The organism is Pseudomonas sp. AB6 (genome assembly GCF_034314105.1).
In the GTDB taxonomy this organism is placed as follows: Bacteria; Pseudomonadota; Gammaproteobacteria; order Pseudomonadales; family Pseudomonadaceae; genus Aquipseudomonas.
In genome coordinates this window covers 909,349-925,748 of sequence record NZ_JAVIWJ010000001.1, presented here as the reverse complement: position 1 = coordinate 925,748, position 16,400 = coordinate 909,349, and the positions used below count along the sequence as shown (strand labels likewise).

Annotated in this window: 16 protein-coding genes, 1 tRNA gene and 1 pseudogene; 11 read left to right on the top strand and 7 right to left on the bottom strand. The window is 53.7% G+C overall.

The features are described 5' to 3' along the window. Positions 1-38 precede the first annotated feature (38 nt). Positions 39-821, bottom strand: coding sequence for a transporter substrate-binding domain-containing protein (locus RGW60_RS04320; protein ID WP_322202469.1), 783 nt, complete (start codon positions 819-821; stop codon positions 39-41). A 526-nt stretch (positions 822-1,347) separates the two neighbouring features. Here RGW60_RS04320 and RGW60_RS04315 point away from each other — a divergent pair. Next, positions 1,348-1,893, top strand: coding sequence for an exonuclease domain-containing protein (locus tag RGW60_RS04315; RefSeq protein WP_322202467.1), 546 nt, complete (start codon positions 1,348-1,350; stop codon positions 1,891-1,893). Between the two features lie 98 nt (positions 1,894-1,991). After that, on the top strand, positions 1,992-2,276 hold the full coding sequence (locus RGW60_RS04310) for a pyrimidine/purine nucleoside phosphorylase (protein WP_322202464.1): 285 nt from the start codon (positions 1,992-1,994) through the stop codon (positions 2,274-2,276). A 95-nt stretch (positions 2,277-2,371) separates the two neighbouring features. On the opposite strand, the gene RGW60_RS04305 is transcribed toward RGW60_RS04310, so the two are convergent. Then, entirely contained in the window at positions 2,372-2,935 is a 564-nt protein-coding gene (locus RGW60_RS04305; RefSeq protein WP_322206840.1) for a cysteine hydrolase family protein, read from the bottom strand. Positions 2,936-3,205: 270 nt separating this feature from the next. On the opposite strand from RGW60_RS04305, the gene RGW60_RS04300 reads away from it, so the two are divergent. The 3 genes from RGW60_RS04300 (at position 3,206) to RGW60_RS04290 (ending at position 4,674) form a co-directional block, all read left to right on the top strand. Next, positions 3,206-3,952, top strand: coding sequence for a 3-oxoacyl-ACP reductase family protein (locus tag RGW60_RS04300; protein WP_322202462.1), 747 nt, complete (start codon positions 3,206-3,208; stop codon positions 3,950-3,952). Between the two features lie 175 nt (positions 3,953-4,127). Beyond that, positions 4,128-4,217: transfer RNA gene (locus RGW60_RS04295), tRNA-Ser, on the top strand. A gap of 133 nt (positions 4,218-4,350) precedes the next feature. Beyond that, on the top strand, positions 4,351-4,674 hold the full coding sequence (locus RGW60_RS04290; RefSeq protein ID WP_322202460.1) for a hypothetical protein: 324 nt from the start codon (positions 4,351-4,353) through the stop codon (positions 4,672-4,674). A gap of 168 nt (positions 4,675-4,842) precedes the next feature. On the opposite strand, the gene RGW60_RS04285 is transcribed toward RGW60_RS04290, so the two are convergent. Beyond that, positions 4,843-5,082 carry a DNA-binding protein gene (locus RGW60_RS04285; RefSeq protein ID WP_322202458.1) on the bottom strand — a complete coding sequence of 80 codons (240 nt, stop codon included), beginning with the start codon at positions 5,080-5,082 and terminating at the stop codon, positions 4,843-4,845. Positions 5,083-5,171: 89 nt separating this feature from the next. On the opposite strand from RGW60_RS04285, the gene RGW60_RS04280 reads away from it, so the two are divergent. Together RGW60_RS04280 and RGW60_RS04275 are read left to right on the top strand one after the other, a co-directional pair. Next, positions 5,172-5,516 carry a helix-turn-helix transcriptional regulator gene (locus RGW60_RS04280; RefSeq protein WP_322206839.1) on the top strand — a complete coding sequence of 115 codons (345 nt, stop codon included), beginning with the start codon at positions 5,172-5,174 and terminating at the stop codon, positions 5,514-5,516. Between the two features lie 240 nt (positions 5,517-5,756). Next, entirely contained in the window at positions 5,757-6,455 is a 699-nt protein-coding gene (locus RGW60_RS04275; protein WP_322202455.1) for a hypothetical protein, read from the top strand. A 112-nt stretch (positions 6,456-6,567) separates the two neighbouring features. On the opposite strand, the gene RGW60_RS04270 is transcribed toward RGW60_RS04275, so the two are convergent. Beyond that, positions 6,568-7,257 (bottom strand): dihydrofolate reductase family protein, encoded by a 690-nt coding sequence (locus tag RGW60_RS04270; RefSeq protein WP_322202453.1) that lies wholly within the window; start codon positions 7,255-7,257, stop codon positions 6,568-6,570. A gap of 235 nt (positions 7,258-7,492) precedes the next feature. On the opposite strand from RGW60_RS04270, the pseudogene RGW60_RS04265 reads away from it, so the two are divergent. Then, a pseudogene (locus RGW60_RS04265) lies at positions 7,493-7,653 on the top strand (aldehyde dehydrogenase); the annotation flags it as partial. Between the two features lie 75 nt (positions 7,654-7,728). Here the strand turns inward: RGW60_RS04265 and RGW60_RS04260 are convergent. Then, on the bottom strand, positions 7,729-8,514 hold the full coding sequence (locus RGW60_RS04260; protein ID WP_322202451.1) for a sulfite exporter TauE/SafE family protein: 786 nt from the start codon (positions 8,512-8,514) through the stop codon (positions 7,729-7,731). A gap of 153 nt (positions 8,515-8,667) precedes the next feature. After that, complete coding sequence (gene treS, locus RGW60_RS04255) at positions 8,668-10,737, bottom strand: maltose alpha-D-glucosyltransferase (protein ID WP_322202450.1); 2,070 nt, start codon at positions 10,735-10,737, stop codon at positions 8,668-8,670. 398 nt (positions 10,738-11,135) lie between these two features. Here treS and RGW60_RS04250 point away from each other — a divergent pair, with 398 nt between their 5' ends. The 3 genes from RGW60_RS04250 to RGW60_RS04240 all read left to right on the top strand — a co-directional run bounded on the left by RGW60_RS04250 (position 11,136) and on the right by RGW60_RS04240 (position 14,802). Then, positions 11,136-11,828 carry a hypothetical protein gene (locus RGW60_RS04250; protein ID WP_322202448.1) on the top strand — a complete coding sequence of 231 codons (693 nt, stop codon included), beginning with the start codon at positions 11,136-11,138 and terminating at the stop codon, positions 11,826-11,828. A 174-nt stretch (positions 11,829-12,002) separates the two neighbouring features. Beyond that, positions 12,003-13,322: an Nramp family divalent metal transporter gene (locus RGW60_RS04245; protein ID WP_322202446.1), complete on the top strand. Its 1,320-nt coding sequence runs from the start codon at positions 12,003-12,005 to the stop codon at positions 13,320-13,322. A gap of 70 nt (positions 13,323-13,392) precedes the next feature. After that, complete coding sequence (locus tag RGW60_RS04240) at positions 13,393-14,802, top strand: DUF2252 domain-containing protein (RefSeq protein WP_322202444.1); 1,410 nt, start codon at positions 13,393-13,395, stop codon at positions 14,800-14,802. Here the strand turns inward: RGW60_RS04240 and RGW60_RS04235 are convergent. Further along, entirely contained in the window at positions 14,790-16,199 is a 1,410-nt protein-coding gene (locus tag RGW60_RS04235; protein ID WP_322202442.1) for an MFS transporter, read from the bottom strand. The genes RGW60_RS04240 and RGW60_RS04235 overlap by 13 nt on opposite strands. Positions 16,200-16,400 lie beyond the last annotated feature (201 nt).

Below are 16,400 nucleotides of genomic sequence, written 5' to 3'. Positions count from 1 at the left end.
AACGCTGTGGCTGGATAGATCCTGAAGCTACGACGTGACTAATCCGCTCCATCAACCGCCACGGCACGATGTGTCGGTATTGGCGACACCGCAATACGAAACGGCTGGAATATCTTGAACATCTGCCCGTTTTCGCGAAGCTTCTGTAAGAGGGCAGCGAATTGCTCTCCCGTTATCCTTGCCTTTGGGCTTAATAGCGCAAAGTGACGATACACTTGATCAATTCGATCAGATACCAACAATTGCTTGGCCTCCTCGCTGTTTCGTGCCATGTAATCGCTGAGGTAAGAGCGTGTGACTAAAGCGATGTCGGCACGGTCGCGCAACACCATTAGCAAATTCGCATCATGGGAATACGTCAACGTCGCGTTGAAATGCTCAGCCAGATATTTAGGATCGGCGTTAAACCCCGAAAATTCGTAGTGATAACCGCTAAACAGCGCCAGGCGTTTGCCCTGCAAGTGATCGAAATACGACTGGGTTCGGCCATCCATGCGCTTGGCGACAAAAATTTCGGCGTCTTCGAGGCCCATATCTACATTGACATGGGGGATGTCTTTCCATCCCCAATCCGGGTTTTCGAAAATGGCTACGTCGATCCGACCCTGCTCAAAATCCCGAAACCGACGGGGGATAGAGGTCGGCACCAATACAAACCGAAAGGTAGTTTGCACCGTATTCAACGACTCGGCTAACTGAGGTAGCAAGCCAGTGTCCTCGCCTTTCTCCGGGCGGATGGTGTAAGGCGGGAAATGGGCAGCGCCAATCCGAACCAATTGTTCCGCATTGGCCTGCAACGTCAATAGCGTGCAGAAACCCATTATCGATATTCGGAAAATTTTCCGGACAAAAGAGGATATCAAGACGGCACCCCTCCAAGTAGTTGGACCCACGTGAATTATCTATTTCCTACTGGTTAATCATTTTCAAAAAAATGATATCAATACGCCCATTAGACCGGTTTTAAGTCTTATTTAACACCATCATCAATGCCCCTGCTGCCCACTGATTCAGCGTCATACTGCGTATCGCTGAATCAGGCCGAGGTTAATAGCGATGCGACTGTAGGAAAACGCCATGTGATGACCACTGCTTCTAAACTTTTTACTCATTCCCGGCGAGACTCTCCTCGGAAATAGCCCACCGGCGCGCTTCGATATGACGGCTCAATCCCCGGCGAATGCTTGGATGAGAGCTACGATATAAAATTTACACAGATTTAAAATCCGCACTTGTCGGAAAGGCGCCTATGGATAAAAACTTCAATGGCCGCTCACCATTGAACATACAGGGCCTGAATTGTGTCTACGCTCAACCTACCCTACCGCTGCTTGACCGGAGTTCGATATGCCACATTGGCTGGTGATTGATCTGGAGGCCACGACGGAAGACGGCGGCTGGCCGATGGCCGAAATGGAAATTATTGAAATCGGCGTGACCCTAGTGAACCAGAACGGCCGTGAACTCGATCATTTCGAGCGATTTGTGCGTCCGCAGCGTCGTCCTTTACTGACGCATTTTTGCCGAGAGCTTACGCACATCAGCCAAAGCAATATTGATAACGCCCAACCGTTGTCCATTGTTTGGCCACAATTCGAGCGCTGGCTCAGTAACCATCTTGCGCGTGTAGTCAGCTGGGCCAGCTGGGGTGAATATGATCGTCGGCAACTGGAGCAGGAGTGGCAGCACCATAATATGGTCAGCGCGCTCAGTACGTTGCCCCATGTAAACCTCAAGCAGCGGTTTATCGAAACCCGACAACTTCAGCGCCCCTTAGGCCTGAACGGCGCGTTGCAACTGGCCGGGATGCAATTTCAGGGGCAACAACACCGGGCTCTGGTTGATGCGCGCAATACCGCACGGCTCCTACCGTTGATTCTTCCAGGCAGATAATTCATTCCCGTTGGCACCCGTCCTAAAGCAGATGACGGCCTTTTATACGTTCGGCATACTGGACGACCTTTTTCAGCCCTTTTTGTAAGGAATCGACCATGTTCAAAGTCAACGAGTACTTCGACGGCACCGTAAAATCGATTGCTTTCAGCCAAGCAGAGGGCCAAGCCACTATTGGCGTAATGGCCGCAGGCAAGTACGATTTCGGCACCAGCCAGCGTGAAATCATGCACGTGATCTCCGGCGCATTGAAAGTCAAACTGCCCGGTAGCGATGAATTTGAAGAATTTGTATCGGGCACTCAGTTCAACCTGCCAGCCAATTGCAAATTCAAACTGGAAGTGGATGTAGATACCGCGTACTTGTGCGAATACCGCGACTGATGCAGGAGCGCGGGACGTCCATCGCGAGCTGACATCCCTTATATAGAGGGTCGTCATTAGCGTTTCGCGAGAGAGGCGACGCGGCACAACGTGGATCACCTCTCAAGCGCATCCAATACCTCACCCGTCGAGATCACTGTTGCATACTCTCCGTGCAAGTTGCCCAGCGACATGGCGTGCACCTCTTCGGCGGTATGTAGATTGCCGAAGAAGTCAGCTTGATCGAAGGTGAAACAAGCGTCATGCGCGACCACTACTTCAAACCCAAGATTGCCTCCACTGCGCGCCGTCGACTCCACTGAGTTATTCGTCACGACGCCGACGATAATTACCTGAGTAATGGAATGGGTGCGCAAATAACGTTCCAATGACGTCCCACAAAACGCATCGGGCGTTTGTTTTTGTAACTCGCTCTCACCTACCACGGGCAGAAACTCAGGTTGATAGTCGACACCCGATTGCTCCGGCCAGAACACCGAACTCGGTGACCGCGAAAAATGTCGAACATGAATCACTGGACGGTCAGTCGCCCGCCAGACCAACAGCAGCCGAAGCATCTGCAGCTCGGCATAACGATTGTTGCGCCGTCCCAGCTTCGGGTGATTGATGCCGTTCTGCATATCAATCAGCACTAAAGCTGCATTGAATTGAATATCCATATGATCCTGGTCCTCTTGAGAGCGCTGAGTGCCTGCGCCAGTTTGATTGGCAAACTGTTCGATTACAAAGTCTAAAAACACACGGGTCCTGCCGGGCAACAGTTTATGTTCGCGGTACAGCGGGATATTGCCGTCGTCGACGCACCCGTCGGGCAAGACGCTTAGCAGCAGCCCATCACGTAAATTCGGAGCGGCGAACAACTCCCCAGATATACTGGCTTCCACGCAACTCCCCTGGCACCATTAAAACGCTCACTCTCGGAGAATCGCATGCCCAATCAGATTTTCACCAACAAAGTGGCGCTCATTCAAGGCGGCTCCCGAGGTATCGGCGCAGCCATCGTCAAACGCCTAGCCGAACACGGCGCAGCCGTCGCCTTTACCTACGTCAGTTCTCAAGCAAAAGCTCAGGAACTGCAAGACAGCATCACGGCCAAAGGCGGCAAGGCCCTGGCCATCAAAGCCGATAGCGCGGATGCCGAGGCAATCCGCCAGGCAGTGGACACCACCGTCAAAACGTTCGGCCAATTAGACATTTTGGTCAACAACGCAGGAGTCCTGGCCATCGCCCCACTGGAAGACTTCAGCCTGGAAGACTTCGACAAAACGCTGGCGATCAATGTTCGTAGCGTTTTTATTGCCTCACAGGCCGCCTCGCGGCACATGAAAAAAGGCGGACGCATCATCAACATCGGCAGCACCAACGCCGATCGCATGCCCTTTGGCGGTGGCGGTCCTTATGCAATGAGTAAGGCGGCATTGGTCGGCCTGACCAAAGGCTTGGCGCGCGACCTCGGCCCACGCGGCATAACCATCAACAACGTTCAACCAGGCCCCGTCGACACCGACATGAATCCGGCCAGCGGTGACTTTGCCGACTCCTTGATCCCGCTGCTTGCAGTGGGTCGCTACGGTACCGCTGACGAAATCGCCAGCTTTGTCGCCTACTTGGCTGGCCCGGAAGCTGGTTACATTACCGGCGCAAGTCTTACCATCGACGGCGGCTTCGGCGCCTGATCGCCGCCAAACGTCAGCCAATGAAACGGCCCAAGGCTTCCACCGAAGCCTAAGCCGTGATGCATTCAAGCGTTATCCTCTTAAGCACATGAAAATTCTGAAAAAAACTTTTGCCTTCGCCAAAGGTTTCGACTACATTAGCGCGCCTCGACAGACCGAATGGTTGGCGAGATACGGTGAGGTGTCCGAGAGGCTTAAGGAGCACGCCTGGAAAGTGTGTATAGAAGAAATTTTATCGAGGGTTCGAATCCCTCCCTCACCGCCACATTGAAACAACACGAAGCCCCTGAATTCATTGATGAATTGCAGGGGTTTCGTGGTTTCTGAGGTTTAAAAAGGGCGTTGGGATTCAATGCAGGCTGTCTGTGCTTTATAGCCTAAAAAAACAGCCAAGAAATATGGAATTTGGCAAAACGCAAGCAGTCTCACAGCACTCACCTATTCACTTTTCCGGTGGCTTTATGTGGAAACGACGCAGACCAAGACGTGTCGAACATGATCTCTCGGATGCTGCTGATAATCTTCGAGATGCAGTTAATGTGCTTTTAGACATTTCAGTTGAGCTGATACAAGGCGGCAATGGCGGCGCCCTCAAATCGATTGCCGGCGTGATCGTGGCCCTGCAAGACGATGAAGTAATACTTCGTGAGCACGCAGCGAACTTGAAATCGGTAGCGGGTGGACGCCGAACAAGTGACAGGCTGTCTACCGGCGAACCGTAAAGCATCAGAGGAAGACAGCAGAACTGGACCTCCTATTCAACAAAGTCCACTTTATTTATTGCCCGCAAACGGCCCACTTCACCCGTATTCGGCTGAAGTTTGGAAGGTGGCGCCTGACCATCAATTAACGTACTTGACCCGTCAGCGGCACGCGGACGAGCAAGCAAATTATTCAGTAGGCCCGAGCGCCATTTTTGCGATAACTGGGTCGGGGGAAATCACGCCGATCTTCATCCCCAACAACACCGCTACCTTGTGCGATTCTCCCCGTCGACCTTTCTTGTGGCCGGAAAGAATTTGATAGGTCGTAGACGGGTCAACGCCATGATCCCGTGCAAAATCCTGTACCGTCTTCCCTTGTTGCTCCAGCCAAGCCTTGGCTTGTGCCGCCGTTCGAATGCCAGACATAGGCAAATCCATCCAAATTCGTTCAAAATGGTTTATAAATAATCTATCGGCCACCCGAAAGAATAGAGCGATCTGCATTGAACATTCAAGTGAATGGAATTGGTTTCCGACTAAGGAAAGAAAGGGAGCGCCTCGGGCTTTCTCAGCGCGCCTTTGGCAAAAGCGGAGGCGTAGCGACTAACGCACAAGGAAAATACGAAGGCGGCGATCGTGTGCCGAAAGCGGGCTACTTTGCCGCGCTGACAGCCATTGGTGTAGATGTGCTCTTTGTCTTGACTGGCGCCAGGGCGCCTATCCGCTTTGACAATCTGAGTCAATTAGAGCAAAGCGTGCTGGCTAACTTCAGGTCTCTGCAGCCAGAGGACCAAGATGCGGTCAAGCGTCTAACAACCACCATTGCTGATTTATCGGCGCTGTATCCGACAGTCGGCTAATAATCCGGATTAAGAGCCATTGATTGACGGTATTAACATTTAGCTACAGATCACCCAACAGATTGGGTGGGCCGCAAAAATTGGCGCTGTGCATCTAAGACGTTTTTGGTACGCGTATTCGAAGTTACCAAACGATAGGTTGATCCCTCGTGACAACAGCGCGCAGGTCCACTAGATTAGGTGCCCGAAACGCCCGATGCTTTTCGCGCCTCAAATCAAGTCAATGAAATAGTGAAATTAATGCCTGACTCCCTTACCGAAGAAGCTGTGATCCCCTTGTCCTCTAAACAGGAATACGAAAACGCCATCAGCCTTTCACAGCACGTTTCGCAAGCTAAAACCATCAGTGAGATGGTTCTTGATGCGTTTCACACGGCTAAAGAAAGCGACCACATCCGCCAACTGCGGACAGCGATTCGCCAAGCCCAAGAGGCCGTTGATGACGATAAAGCCTACGAGTTAATGGGTGAACTTAAACATCTCAAAGACGCAGAAGCCGCCGGCACGGAAGCTTTGGCTGAACTGAGCACACAATTCTCGATTAGCCGAATTCTGTTCAGTTACAAAGATGATCCGGCGTTTCAGGAGTTAGTGTACGGCTTAGCGCTTAAAGTGCTGAATCACACGCATCAGAGCGTTAGCAATCCTCTTGTTGGCAAAAGCAAAAGCGCGCGCATCAAAAAAGAAATAGAAACCTTCACCATCAGCAAAGACGGCGTTAGCGTCAACTTGCCACTCCGCACGCCACGGGCAAAGCCGAATGTCGACCGTGAAGCCTTCGAGTTTCTCGGATTCGCCTTCATCGGTGAAGGTGATTCGGCTGAACTTCAAGTTCAGACCTTTGTGGACAGCGACGGCAACGCACAATCGGCCACTCGAAAAAACATCATTACTGCGCTTCAACAACAAAAAGCGTTCAGCGGGTATCAGATAGGCTAATTATCCATCTGCGCAAACAATCCGCGAGGTGAGAGCGACAGTGTTGGCAAGGCGGCGCATTAGTACACCGCATGATCCTTCGCCAACACACTCGTCAGTTCCTATCCCCGGTTCAGGCGGTTTTTTTATAGCGCAACCACACCCCGCCACCCTCCTGAACCTCTGCCGACACCAACGTCAAATAGGTCGGTTGCTTCCAGGCCTCGCTGGCCACTTCAAATGAAGCAGGATGTTCGCCTCGGCCATCAATCAGCGGCAGGATCAGCACACTGACTTCATCCACCAATCCAGCATTTATGAACGAGCCACTGACGTGAGGACCACCCTCGACGACCAGGTGTTTGATACCCAATTCATCCGACAGGATGTCGACAGTCTGCCGCAAATCAATCTCGGCCTTGCCACCAAACAGGTAGGAAACATTGATTGACTGCAGGTAAGCCAGATAATCATCGGCCACACTCTCAGCGACCACTTCGACCACGTGCGAACCTAAGGCTTGATTACTCTTCCACGCTACCTTGCCTTGGGGATCAATGGAGATTGCGTAGGTTGCAGCGTCACGCTGAGCAAAGTAGTGCGTGCGAGGAATAGGCGCCTGAGCCAGCCCCTTGGGATAGTCGTCACCGTGGGCGATTTCCTGCATAGTAACCCGCCCGCATACCCACGCATCGAACTCGAACTGTTGGGCAAGCTTTTCATAAAGATCGCCGGCGTTTTTTTTGAATGGGCGATCCCAGCCGTCCGTCAGGGCGTGGCCGTCCAAGGACGACATCATGTGGCAAATAACATAAGGCTTCATGGACAACTCCAAATAATTCGGGTGACGAGTTTGTGGTCAGGCTACGGCCTTGCGGCTGCCGGCTGATTAACGTCCCTGGATTCAAGTACGGTCTTGTCTTCGACACGCTCTTGTTGAAGAAATTGCTGTCCCACTTTCGTGTTATGCAGCTTTTATGGCGCTGGCCCGGTTGGTTTGATGGCCGCGCACTCGGCGATGATCAAAGGCGCCTCACACGTGTTCGTCGGCTACCGACCGGCTTCGTACCGGGCAAGCCAATGTCAAAGCCTATAACAAGCAACTCGCCGAGTTGACTGACCACGATCATGCAAGCCGTCGCAGATTATTTCTCACACGCTAAAACTATCTGGAAAGCCCAGCGCCTACGTGCACTTTGACGCGCGAGATAAGAGTTGACTACGTGGTATGAAAGCCTGCAGCTTGAACTTGAAGAGTGCCGCTCGGGTTCAGATCTGAGCGTCACTTCAACCATCAAAAAGCCAAGCTATATCCAATGCAAGCGAGCATGACGGCCAAGCAAGGACGTAATATGTTGTCGGAGATTTTGCCAGTTAGCTGACTTCCGATATAGATCCCGGGCAGTGAACCCATCAACAAGAAACCCAGCACATGCCAGTCCATATTTCCCATACTCGCGTGACCTAGACCCGCGACAAGAGTCAGGGGAACCGCGTGAGCGATTTCGGTACCTACCAATCGCCTTGTCGGCAAAAATGGGTACAGGATGAACAGTGCCACGGTACCCAAGGCACCTGCACCGATAGACGTCAATGCCACCATGGTGCCAAGTATCAGGCCGGTGATAACCGTCAAAATATTGAGGCGCGTGCCACTAAGGTTGTACTTTCCGCCCGCGCGTTTATGTGAAAACTCAAGGAGCTGCTTTCTGAAGAAGATTGCCAGTGCTGTCACCAGCAAGACGACTCCCAACGCTTGTTTGATTATCGCGTTCATGGTCTGAGGAGCGGTATGGAGGCTGCTCAGATACCACAGCGTCAGCGCAACGGCTGGGACGCTGCCAAGGGTTAGCCAACCCGTGACGGACCAATCTATATTCTTATTCTTTCGATGCACCAAAACACCACCGGACTTGGTGATGGCTGCGTACAGCAAATCTGTCCCTACTGCAGTGGCGGGGTTGATCCCGAACCAAAGAAGAATGGGCGTCATTAATGAGCCGCCGCCAACGCCCGTCATCCCGACAATAAACCCGACCGTCAAGCCAGCAATTACTAATCCAAAATTTCCAAGATCCATTACATGTTCCAATCAGCGCAAGCGCATGAAAAATCTGGACAGCAGCATAACGATCTTTCCATTCTTTGTTTATATTAAAACGATCTATCTTTAGACCCTCGTTGTTTCAAGTGGAAGGACGCTGTCGCCGAATTTCCGACAGCGTTTGAATCATCAAACCATTGGCAACGTAATACTCACTACACGTAACGCCAACCCTTCATACGCATCCAGCGTAATGGTGAACTCGCCGTTCTCGGTCAAGTCGCCTTCAACCCGCTCATTTATTATGTCTACCACTGGCCCCGGTGCGATATCGGGCAAGTGCAGGGTTTCGACGATTTGCTCATTGCTGAAGTTAAGCGCAGTAATTTGGGTACCCTTCCCCGCTGGTAGCTCGTGAACCATGATCAACAGCCCCGGATTCTGCACGTCGGGGATCAGGATTTGGCGACTGGCCGCAATATCGTAGGCTCGGCGCACTGCAAGAATTTTTTTCAACTGTGTGGCGAAAGAATCGCTACGTTGCAGCTGGTTGGTGATGCTGCCATAGAGGGTTTTCGGGCGCGGCATATTGCCAGCGGAAAACCCGGCGTCGGGGTCCATATCCACCAAATCGTAGGCGCCCCGGTGTATCCAACGGGTGTCACCGTCTTGCATAAGATGTTGGACCTGTTCGGCCGGCAGCGTAAGGGCGCCAACCAGGTCCCAGCCAGATAACGCGAAGACCCCAGGTTGCATGGCGTTGTACATCACTAGCAGCAGGTGAATGTGTTGAATCTGCTTAATGTCGGCGTCGGTGATGGCGTCGAGGTCACGAATGCCCAAGGCAGCAGTAATAATGCTGGCGGTAGTACAAGACACGCCGTTAGTGACGAACTTGAGGTTATAAGGCGCATGTTCGCCGGCCAAGCGCTCGTACATTTCTTCGCGGATGTGTTCGCGGAGAATGTTTCCGGGAAATGTCTGACCCTGATAGTGATAAGTGTCGTGAGCATGCAGTGTCCAGAAATGCACTAACTCCAACGTTAGTTCATCGTGATTTTGCAGTGCGTGGATCAGCGACGCGGGGTCGATACCGAATACATGCACTTGGCGCAACATCAGTCGCAAAAACTCGGTGGTGCCGGTGAGCAGCGCGTGCTGATAAGCAGGCCGCGTAATGAAATCGTAGGACAAGTCGGCCCCGCCGTGAGACATGGCGGCGATATCATCCAACGTCAGGTTAAGTTCCTGAAAGCTGAAAGCACCGGCTTTACGAATCGCGCCACCGAGTAATTGGTTGCCGGTGATCGACAGTGGATGGCTCTCGGACCAGGCGCTGCCCTCAGCCTTGCGCTCAACCCCAAGAAAGCCATTTGCGTCGAGACGCAACACCCGCGCGCCCATAACGTCGATGGCGTGCAACGCGTCGCCAATGATCATTTGCTGCGCGGCAAAGCTTGGGTCCAACCAGTTAAGCGACGGCTGGCCTTCCTTGAAGTAGTGCAAATACACCCAGCGTCGGTCTTTGCCATCAACCCCGGTCACCACCCCCGTGGCGCTCCAATCAGTCTCTTTGACTCCCGGTTCGAAAAAGATCACCCGCTGCAATTGGCCGACGATGTAGTGCTTGTCCCGAAGGACGTCCACCACATCGGGCAACAAGTTCACGGCATCGCGAGTAGGCGCAAGTTCGGGCAACAGGTGCCAATCTTCTTCTCTGATTTCCACCATGTGATACAGGCCGGGATAGTCCTCGTAAGCCATTTCGGCCAAGCGAAAATCCGCGCCTTTGCCGGTGTGAGACGGTATCACATCGTCAATCATGACCGCGTTGTGCGCGGCAGCCGTCCGGCTCAAGCCTAGCAATTGCGCCTCAGTGCCCAGTTCAGGGTCAATTTCAAAACTGATCCGATCAAAGTTGCCGTCAATACTCGGGGTGCGCTCCCGCCCCCGCAAACCGCCCGACGCTTTTAGCGGGCCATTGTGAATGCCTTGCACGCCAATTTCGGATAAGGCGCGCCACAGGGCTTCATCGCCCAGCGCTTCCAACACCGAACCACCTTTGCGGGTGATTATCGACGCTGGGTACGCGGTAAACCACACTGAGGCAATGGCCGAAGCATCCCGAGGCCGGGCTTGAGCATAGGGTCTTTGCCAGAGGCGGCCTTGGCCTGAATAAAGTTTCGCCCTCTGTTTTGCTGCGTTGAGCATCGATTGCTCAACCAACCAATCCACGTATTGCTTATCCGGGGTCGTCATACCGCCAGTTACTCCGTTGTCACGTTATTTGCACAATGTAAGAACCCAGGTGACCGCAAACGTTGCATAACCACGAGTTTTGTAATGGGCTGTTGGACCGCGCGAGCAAGGGCATGGGTCGCTTTTTGCCCAAAATAGCTATCGATTGAACGTACAAACGGTCTTGCGCGCGCGGGAAAATTTCTAATAAAAATTAATATTCAGGACACTAGTTCCAACGCCACACCCGTCGTAATTTTCATAAAGTAAACGTTTGCTGCATAACAAAAACTTTACCGCTCTGCTTTGCTTATTACAGCCGTGACTTAATGCCGCCCGTCTGCCACTCGCAACTCTTTTACCTATGTTCACTCCAGAACTATGAAGGTTGGTTTTATTCACAAACAAGAGAGACGGACATGAAACATACACTTGTTGCAGCTTTTGATAACTTCAGCGACGCCGACAAAGTTAGAACGGAATTAGTCGATCAAGGCATCGCTCATACCGATATCACCGTCGCGGCGGCCGAGAGCGATTCCACATCAGGTTTAGCCGCTGAATCTTCTTCAGGATTGGTCGATGAGTCTTCTAACTCCCGGACGGGCAGCCATAACGAATCCATGGGCGATAAAATTAGCCGTTTCTTCAGTTCGCTGTTTGGCAACGATGATGATGACAATCTGCATCACCACGCTGTCGCCTACCCCGAAGCCTACCGTCGAGGCTCGACGCTGGTGACAGTTACAGTGGACACCGATGAAATGGCCGACGAGGCTGAACATGTGATGGAGCGCAATGGCGCCATTGACATTAACGAGCGCAGCGCAAGCTGGGTGAGTAAGGATTTAACAGGCGAACCCGGCAGCTACATTTCCCCGGACTCCGGCTTGACCTCTCCTCCAGGGCTCAATGCTCGTGACAACATCCCCACTGACTCGGTGCGCGTATCCCGCGTCAGCGAGGGTCTGTTCAGTGAAACGGCGCGCTCAAGTGGTGTGAGTGAGCCCAGTACGTTGCGCGGAGACGACGTCATCGGCCAACGCCACACGGTTGATGGATTGGGCGGCGAGGTTGATGATGAACCAAACCCGCTAAAAGATCGTCGCTAGTTCTTGAGGCGTAGGGCGTCAGGACTAACGCCCTCGCCCCAATTTCCACAACACCGTCATTGGCTGCAAACAGTAGAGCACCTGTGTTGCTGATCGCTGATATCAAACAGGTGCTTGGGGGTGTTACGGATTGCGACTAAGCTGCGTCTTTGTTTTTTTTGAACGAGATGCCGTGTGAAATTTAGTCTGCCAAAAATAGCCACTGCACCGTTCTGCCCGCCCGAAGTAGCCGGCTCGGTGGTTGTCGATTCCGGCGCCCCACTCTGGAAGCGCGTTGTTAAGTTCGCCGGACCTGGGTTGCTGATTTCAATCGGCTACATGGACCCGGGTAATTGGGCCACCGCCATCGAGGCCGGTTCGCGCTACGGCTACGATTTATTATTCGTGGTTCTGTTGGCAAGTCTGGCCGGAATCGCCTTGCAATGTCTGTGCTCGCGACTCGGCATTGCCACCGGTCGCGACTTGGCGCAATTGTGTCGTGAACGCTATAGCACCCGGTCGGCGCGCACTCAGTGGGTGCTCGCGGAAATATCGATCGTCGCCACTGACTTGGCTGAGGTGTTGGGCTGCGCCTTGGCGTTTCACCTGCTATTGGGCGTTTCCCTGACGTTCGGTATTGCCTTGACGGCCTTCGATACCCTGCTGGTGCTAGCCCTGCAAAATCGGGGTTTCCGCCGTTTGGAGGCGATCATGCTGATGTTAGTACTGACCATTGGCGTGTGCTTCTTCATCGAATTGATGCTGATCAAACCCTATTGGCCAGATGTATTCCATGGCTTCAAACCCTCTCTTTCTGCCATCAACGGGGCTGCACCGCTGTACTTGGCAATCGGGATTCTGGGGGCCACCGTGATGCCCCATAACCTCTACTTGCACACGTCAGTGGTTCAAACCCGGCTGATCGGCCAGGATTTGGCAAGTCGTCAAGACGCGGTACGGCTGTCGCGCATCGATACCATGGGCTCGTTAGCCTTGGCTTTTTTAGTCAATGCCGCAATCCTTATCCTCGCCGCTGCCGCATTTCATCAAACTGGCCACACCGGAGTGGTGGATATTCAAGATGCTTATCACCTGCTCGATCCCTTAGTGGGGGGTACCTTTGCCAGCCTGCTATTCGGCATTGCGTTGTTGGCTTCGGGACAGAGCTCAACGTTTACCGGCACCATCGCCGGCCAAGTGATCATGGAAGGCTTTTTAAACCTGCGCATCCCGTGCTGGCAGCGGCGCTTGATCACCCGCGGCCTGGCGTTAATTCCGGCGTTCACCGGCGTCTGGTTGATGGGTGATGACGCAGTGGGAAAGCTGCTAATCCTTAGCCAAGTGGTGTTGAGCCTGCAACTGCCATTTGCCCTGTACCCTTTGATCCGCATGACCAACGACAAGCGCTTGATGGGCAACTTCGTCAACAACCTGCCCACACGTCTACTGGCTTGGAGTTTGTTTGCGGGGATCAGCGTGGCCAACATTTGGCTCATCGCGCAGTTGTTGAATTAATCGCTGGTAGCCTTGCGAGTCTTTCGCCGCCCTCTACGCTCTGTGAACAATCACTGAACGAAGGGCTTCCATGACCACCCTCAAAGACCGTCTGACGTTTGGCAAGGACGCCCGCAAACACTGCTCACGCAGTTCGCAGTCCGATCCCGGAGACATCGACCGCGATCCAATCCCGCTGATCGAAACCTCTAGTGAGGGTCGTATAAAACCTTTGGTCGAACTGCGTTACGGGCGGATGTTGGTGTCGCCCTTCACGTTTTATCGAGGCAACGCCTTGTTGCACGCCCATGACTTAGGCGGTACACCGAACATGAGCCTGACAATTCCCGCGTGTGGCGATTGTCACTTGATGAACTTCGGCGGCTTCGCCACCCCCGAACGTAACCTGCTGTTCAGCGTCAATGACTTCGACGAAGCCCACCCTGGCCCTTGGGAATGGGACTTGAAACGCTTGGTGGCGAGTTTCATGATCGCGGCCCGCGACTTACGCCACGGCAAAAGCGTGGAAGAAAGCGTGTGCCGCGAAGTCGTTACCACCTATCAAAACACCATGGCCGATTGCGCCCACCAAGGCGCTTTGGACCTATGGTACGACGCCATTAGTTATGAACATTTGTTGGAACAAGCACAGTCCAACAGCGCCCTCGCTCGACTCGAACGCGCGATTCAGAAAGCCGAACGCCGTACCCACGCCGACCTGCTACCCAAAATAAGCGAACATGACGAACACGGACACTTATCGATTCGAGACGACTTACCGGAAATCTTCCACTTGAATAGTGCCGGTACCCTGCTGGAGGCTGAAGATGACTGGATGCGCCTGAAGAGTGGACACGCGCTTCATGAAACGTTCATGCGCGATTACCGGCTTACATTGCAAGCAGACCGTCGTGCTTTGCTGGCACGCTTCGAAGTGCAGGACATGGCTTTTAAGGTGGTCGGTGTCGGCAGCGTCGGTACCCGTTGCCTGGTCGCGTTGCTGACCGACGATCAGCAGCGCCCACTGTTTCTCCAGATCAAAGAAGCGCGGGCCTCCGTACTGTCGGGTTACGTTAAAGCCAAGTCTCGCATTCGCCACAATGGGCAACGGGTGGTGGAGGGACAACGCCTGATGCAGTCCGCCAGCGACCTTTTTCTTGGCTGGACTACGGGCCCGGGTGGCCGCCATTTCTATGTACGGCAGCTGCGGGATAAGAAAATTTCAGCAGAATTAGAGACCTTTGACAGTGAAGCCTTCGCCGCTTACGGACGCATCTGTGGCCAGGCACTGGCCCACGCCCAAGCCAAAGCCTCGGGCTGCGCGGCAGAGATCAGCGGCTACATCGGCAAAGGCGCGAGCCTGGCGGATGCCCTACTTAAATACGCACAAACGTATACCGAGCAAAACGAGCGCGACTTCGAGCGTTTTCAGAAAGCCTGTCGTAAAGGGCGTTTGCAGGCGCGTTCGGAGGCAGACCTGGCCGCTGATCATTTGCCCTGAGCCGTCGGTGCGCGTTGGATGACCAATGCACACGCTCCTGCGGTGACGCACACAGCGGCCGACAAAATCACGGCCCCATGAAACGCACCGGTTAGCGACTCGCCTTGGTAGACCAATACCTTGCCCAGCAATGCTGTGGCCATTAGGCCGCCGGTTCGGGCGATGGCGTTGTTTAGTCCCGACGCCGAACCGGTGTGCTGTTTATCTACCGAGGCAAAGATCGCTGTCGTTAATGGCGCAACGGCGCAGCTCAGGCCTACCGCGATAACCGCCAGAGCGGGCAATACATCGGCCCAGTAACTGACGTGAATGCTCATTCGTAAAAACAACAGAAAACCGGCGCCAACGATGCAAGGCCCAACTATTAAAAACGGCCGTGCGCCAAACCGGCCCGCCAACCCGCCTAACCAAGGGGATGCGACGGCCAAGACCAAAGGAATTGGCAACAATGCCGCACCCGCTTGAGTGCTGGAATAACCGCTGGCGACAATTAACACATACGGCAAAAGAACGGTCAGGCAGCCCAACGCTCCGTAGAGCAAAAAAGTTAGCAGCGTCAATCCGGTAAACCCCGGTGAGCCGAACAGCGCCAACGGCATCATCGCCGTTAGGCCTTTTTTGTGTTCCCACACTAGAAACCCGGCCAGCAATGCTGATCCGGCCAGCAAACTGATGACTCCATTGGAAGAACCACCTTCAGGACCGGTGACCCCAATCAGCGCCCAGGTAACCGCACCAAGGCCGAGGGTTGCCAATAACGCACCCACCCAGTCCAACGGGGTTGTGTCGCCGCTGAGGTGATCTTTCTCGACGTAGCGCCATGCCAGGTAAATTGCCGCGCTGGCCAGCGGTATGTTGATGAAGAAGATCATTCGCCAACTGACGGTATCGATCAGCCAGCCCCCCAGAATAGGCCCCCCCGCGCCAGTGGCCGCTGCGGCTGCGGCCCATATGCCAATGGCGCGCCCCTGTTTCTCACCTTCAAAGGTGGCACCGAGGATTGCCAGGCTGTTGGGCATCAGAAACGCCGCCCCCACTCCTTGGGCCAAACGCGCCGCGATGAGTGTCGCCAAATCAGGGGCCAGCCCACACACCACGGACGCGACGCCAAAAATAAGGATGCCCAAGATGAGCACTCGACGTCGCCCGAAGCGGTCTCCCATGGAGCCGCCGAGCAACAAGAGCGCGCTCAACGGCAGCAGGTAGCCGTCAATCAGCCACTGCAACCCGCGATGGCCTGCAGCAAAGTCAAGGTCAATGGCAGGAAGGCCGACGTTAACCACCGAGCTGTCGATAAACGCCAGGCTTGACGCCAGCACACAGGTGACCAAGGTAAGAATACCCAGCCCGTCCGTGAGAAAAGTGTCTTGGATTCCGCCCGGTGGAGTCGGGGTCATTTGTCGGCCTTCTTTTAAACGATGCGCAACCGGTAGAAATAAACAATTACTGTGCAGAACACACGTCTAGCAAGCGGTTTGTTCCTCGGTGGTTTATTGCGTAAATGAGGTATCGGGGAAGTTGAAAGCGTGGTCCATCAGGAAATCCACATCGCACGTGTCCCGAATAAATTTGGTGCCAACGAATCGTGTGAAAATCCA

What these genes read in the sequence shown, in the direction of transcription:
- RGW60_RS04320 (WP_322202469.1), bottom strand. Translation starts at nt 821, where the DNA reads ATGGGTTTCTGCACGCTATTGACGTTGCAGGCCAATGCGGAACAATTG.
- RGW60_RS04315 (WP_322202467.1), top strand. Translation starts at nt 1,348, where the DNA reads ATGCCACATTGGCTGGTGATTGATCTGGAGGCCACGACGGAAGACGGC.
- RGW60_RS04310 (WP_322202464.1), top strand. Translation starts at nt 1,992, where the DNA reads ATGTTCAAAGTCAACGAGTACTTCGACGGCACCGTAAAATCGATTGCT.
- RGW60_RS04305 (WP_322206840.1), bottom strand. Translation starts at nt 2,935, where the DNA reads ATGGATATTCAATTCAATGCAGCTTTAGTGCTGATTGATATGCAGAAC.
- RGW60_RS04300 (WP_322202462.1), top strand. Translation starts at nt 3,206, where the DNA reads ATGCCCAATCAGATTTTCACCAACAAAGTGGCGCTCATTCAAGGCGGC.
- RGW60_RS04290 (WP_322202460.1), top strand. Translation starts at nt 4,351, where the DNA reads ATGGAATTTGGCAAAACGCAAGCAGTCTCACAGCACTCACCTATTCAC.
- RGW60_RS04285 (WP_322202458.1), bottom strand. Translation starts at nt 5,082, where the DNA reads ATGTCTGGCATTCGAACGGCGGCACAAGCCAAGGCTTGGCTGGAGCAA.
- RGW60_RS04275 (WP_322202455.1), top strand. Translation starts at nt 5,757, where the DNA reads ATGCCTGACTCCCTTACCGAAGAAGCTGTGATCCCCTTGTCCTCTAAA.
- RGW60_RS04270 (WP_322202453.1), bottom strand. Translation starts at nt 7,257, where the DNA reads ATGAAGCCTTATGTTATTTGCCACATGATGTCGTCCTTGGACGGCCAC.
- RGW60_RS04260 (WP_322202451.1), bottom strand. Translation starts at nt 8,514, where the DNA reads ATGGATCTTGGAAATTTTGGATTAGTAATTGCTGGCTTGACGGTCGGG.
- treS (WP_322202450.1), bottom strand. Translation starts at nt 10,737, where the DNA reads ATGACGACCCCGGATAAGCAATACGTGGATTGGTTGGTTGAGCAATCG.
- RGW60_RS04250 (WP_322202448.1), top strand. Translation starts at nt 11,136, where the DNA reads ATGAAACATACACTTGTTGCAGCTTTTGATAACTTCAGCGACGCCGAC.
- RGW60_RS04240 (WP_322202444.1), top strand. Translation starts at nt 13,393, where the DNA reads ATGACCACCCTCAAAGACCGTCTGACGTTTGGCAAGGACGCCCGCAAA.
- RGW60_RS04235 (WP_322202442.1), bottom strand. Translation starts at nt 16,199, where the DNA reads ATGACCCCGACTCCACCGGGCGGAATCCAAGACACTTTTCTCACGGAC.